Here is a 2,762-nt window from a genome sequence, read left to right on the forward strand (position 1 = left end):
ATTCAGTAGATGAATTTTTTATTCAATCTGTCGCATCTAAACGAAATAATATTCCTAGAAAATCACTGGATTATCGAACACCTTTGGAAGTATTTTTGAGTTACGTAAGTATTGATGATCTGTCTAACTTAATTTGACAATTAAGATTTAAAAAATAAAAACCCAGATTGAAAAAAACAGTCACAAACATTCGTGAACCTATTTTTTCAATCCAGGTTTTGCCTGCCATACAGTAACAATCCTTATGATTGGATGCTTTTTTTCTCACTTACTACTCTTTGAATATGGATCGTTAAATAAATCTGCTCTGCGATTCCCATTTCCTGTTTTTGCGTTTGTCGAAGATACTCATTGATCCGTTCGACACAATGAAACGCTTTTGGATACTTTCCTTGAACTAATGCGTAGAGAAATTCATCTTGTTCGTCAGATCCTTCCCCTTTGAGATAACGCTGGGCAAAAAACTGCAGATGAGTAATGATACGCTGATAATTCAAAGATTCTTCATCGAACACGATGCCGAAGAATTTACTGATGATACTCAGTATATCTCTTACCATTGTGGTAGCGGTCATCGTCACTTGCATGTCTTCGTTTCCTTGTTGGCTATTCACAAAATGAAAGGCAATAAAACCGGCTTCATCCTCAGAAAGTTCCACACCAGTCTTTTGTTTCACGAACAAAAGAGCCTCTTTCGCTGCTTGATATTCTTTCGGATAAAATTTTTTTGTTTCAAATAATAATGGATTAGGCAGTTGGATATTTTCTTTTGCCCGTGTGATCGCATAATGAAGATGATCGGTCAATGTCAGATAAATATTAGGCGAAAATTCAACTTTTAGTTTATCTTCAGCCAGTTCAACTACTTGTTTGACCCATTCGATCTCCTCTGCCGGAATATCAGCCATCAGCTGTTGGAATTGGTTTTTAGCAAAAGAATCTCTTAAAACAAATTCTTTTTGGACCACTTCTGGCGAAATCTCGTCCCCAATCTTTTTTTGAAAAGCTAGTCCTTTTCCCATACAAACGACTTCTTCCCCGAATCCATTTTTCGAAATGACGACGTTGTTATTCAAAATTTTATCAATTTTCATTTTGCTTCGCCCTCTCAAGAAAAATAAAAAAACCTAGAATTCGCCTACTGTTTCTTAGCTGAATTCTGGTTTTGCCTGCCGTACAGTAACAATCCATTTCTTATTCAAAATCATCATACCATCGAATTTTTATTTATGCAAGCCTTTTCATATAAAAAATAAAAAAACTGGAACACAAGTCTATCTAGAAAACAACCAAATCAGAGATGCACCTCTTTGCGTTCCTCTTTTTTTCAGCAAATTGGTTTTTCCTTATCGATTTATATCCTTTGGCTGTTTTTGATCTGTAACGACTTATGTCCCAGTATCCTAAAATGTTTTTGTCTCTAGATTGAAAGCAGTTCTCATATCATCTGTCGCATCTTTTATCGGTGTAACACTTTCCAGTTCGCCTTGTACAACTAGTCGCGTGACTGCATCCATGTCGCCACAAGTAATTAGTGTGACGATTTCTTTTCCCTCGACTTCATTCAGTAATTGGGTATCTGTAGGAGCAACTTTTTCTTTAAAAAATGTTTTATATGTATACACATTTTCTAAATCCGTCAAATAGATCTTGGCACCCATTTCCAAATTTTCCAGCGGTGTAAACAACAATTCAGGGTTCGTTGCACGATGGCTTGCTAAGGCATAATTTCCTTTTCCCATTTCTTGATCTGGAGATAATGTTCCTGCTCCGTAAAGTAGTGACGTATTATCCAAGCCTTTGAAAACCGGTAAATTGATTGAAACTGAAGGGACTGCGATACTAGCAATCACTGGTAGATCTGTTCCTCTCATTTGCGACCTCATGACCCCTTCTGTCGTCATTGGTTCTACCGCATCAAAGTCAAAACTGACATCTTTATCGTTATTCTTTTTCAGATCTTCTTTTGTTACATTCGCTATAGCATATTTATCTCCTGTCTCTCTGACAAGATAATCCTTGATCTGTTCATTGAAAATCAAAGCTAGTCCTACTAATAACAAGAGGAACAAGAGGATATTGACTAGCCATCTTTTTGCTTTTCCTTTTTTTTTCATTTTCTCTCCCTCCAGACTCATTTTACTGTTTTTCTTTTGCTCTTTCCAACAGCCGAATGACACATTTCTACAACTCTGTGTATTTTTTTCGTACACCTGCGCTTTTTTCTACAGGATATTTCAAATTATTTTTGATCAATTTTTCTTCAATGATCTCATCTAGATCCAGGTGAAGGTTGTCTGCCATCATGTATGAATAGATCAATACATCTGCCAGTTCTTCTTTGATTCGTTCTAATTGTGTTTCTTTTACTTCTTCCGGCGTTTTCCATTGAAAAAGTTCTAACAATTCAGATGCTTCCAAAGAAATAGAGATAGCCAAATCTTTTTCGTTATGAAATTGTCGCCAATTACGTTCATCTCTAAACTGGTTGACTTTTTCCATACTATTCATTTGCTTGCCTTCTTCCAATCATTTCTTACTTGATTAATCATACCATTTTTTTACATAAAAAATAGATGATGCTTTTAAAAAAACTCCTGTTTTCTTTTATTTACGCGAATTGTAAAATTAAGTTAGAAAAATAAAAAGGCATTTATGGTACACTCAAATTGTATTTCCGACGAAAGAAAACAAAGGAGTGTAACCATAAATGACCTACAAACATCTTACCATAGACGAACTGACAATGATAGAATCATATT

At 35.3% G+C, this 2,762-nt stretch carries 3 protein-coding genes and 1 pseudogene; 1 reads left to right on the plus strand and 3 read right to left on the minus strand.

Translation table 11 applies throughout. The features are described 5' to 3' along the window. Positions 1 to 137 (plus strand): annotated as a pseudogene (locus KFO35_RS13905) (IS30 family transposase); the annotation flags it as partial. Positions 138 to 242: 105 nt separating this feature from the next. Here KFO35_RS13905 and licT read toward each other — a convergent pair. From licT to KFO35_RS13920, 3 genes are all read right to left on the minus strand, one after another. After that, positions 243 to 1,094 (minus strand): BglG family transcription antiterminator LicT, encoded by an 852-nt coding sequence (gene licT / locus KFO35_RS13910; RefSeq protein WP_156272421.1) that lies wholly within the window; start codon positions 1,092 to 1,094, stop codon positions 243 to 245. A 309-nt stretch (positions 1,095 to 1,403) separates the two neighbouring features. Further along, complete coding sequence (locus tag KFO35_RS13915) at positions 1,404 to 2,117, minus strand: class A sortase (RefSeq protein ID WP_070872903.1); 714 nt, start codon at positions 2,115 to 2,117, stop codon at positions 1,404 to 1,406. A gap of 67 nt (positions 2,118 to 2,184) precedes the next feature. Further along, positions 2,185 to 2,511, minus strand: coding sequence for a nucleotide pyrophosphohydrolase (locus KFO35_RS13920; protein WP_002293844.1), 327 nt, complete (start codon positions 2,509 to 2,511; stop codon positions 2,185 to 2,187). Between the last annotated feature and the right edge of the window lie 251 nt (positions 2,512 to 2,762).

The organism is Enterococcus lactis (assembly GCF_015751045.1).
Taxonomy (GTDB): Bacteria; Bacillota; Bacilli; order Lactobacillales; family Enterococcaceae; genus Enterococcus_B; species Enterococcus_B lactis.

What these genes read in the sequence shown, in the direction of transcription:
- licT (WP_156272421.1), bottom strand. Translation starts at nt 1,094, where the DNA reads ATGAAAATTGATAAAATTTTGAATAACAACGTCGTCATTTCGAAAAAT.
- KFO35_RS13920 (WP_002293844.1), bottom strand. Translation starts at nt 2,511, where the DNA reads ATGAATAGTATGGAAAAAGTCAACCAGTTTAGAGATGAACGTAATTGG.
- KFO35_RS13915 (WP_070872903.1), bottom strand. Translation starts at nt 2,117, where the DNA reads ATGAAAAAAAAAGGAAAAGCAAAAAGATGGCTAGTCAATATCCTCTTG.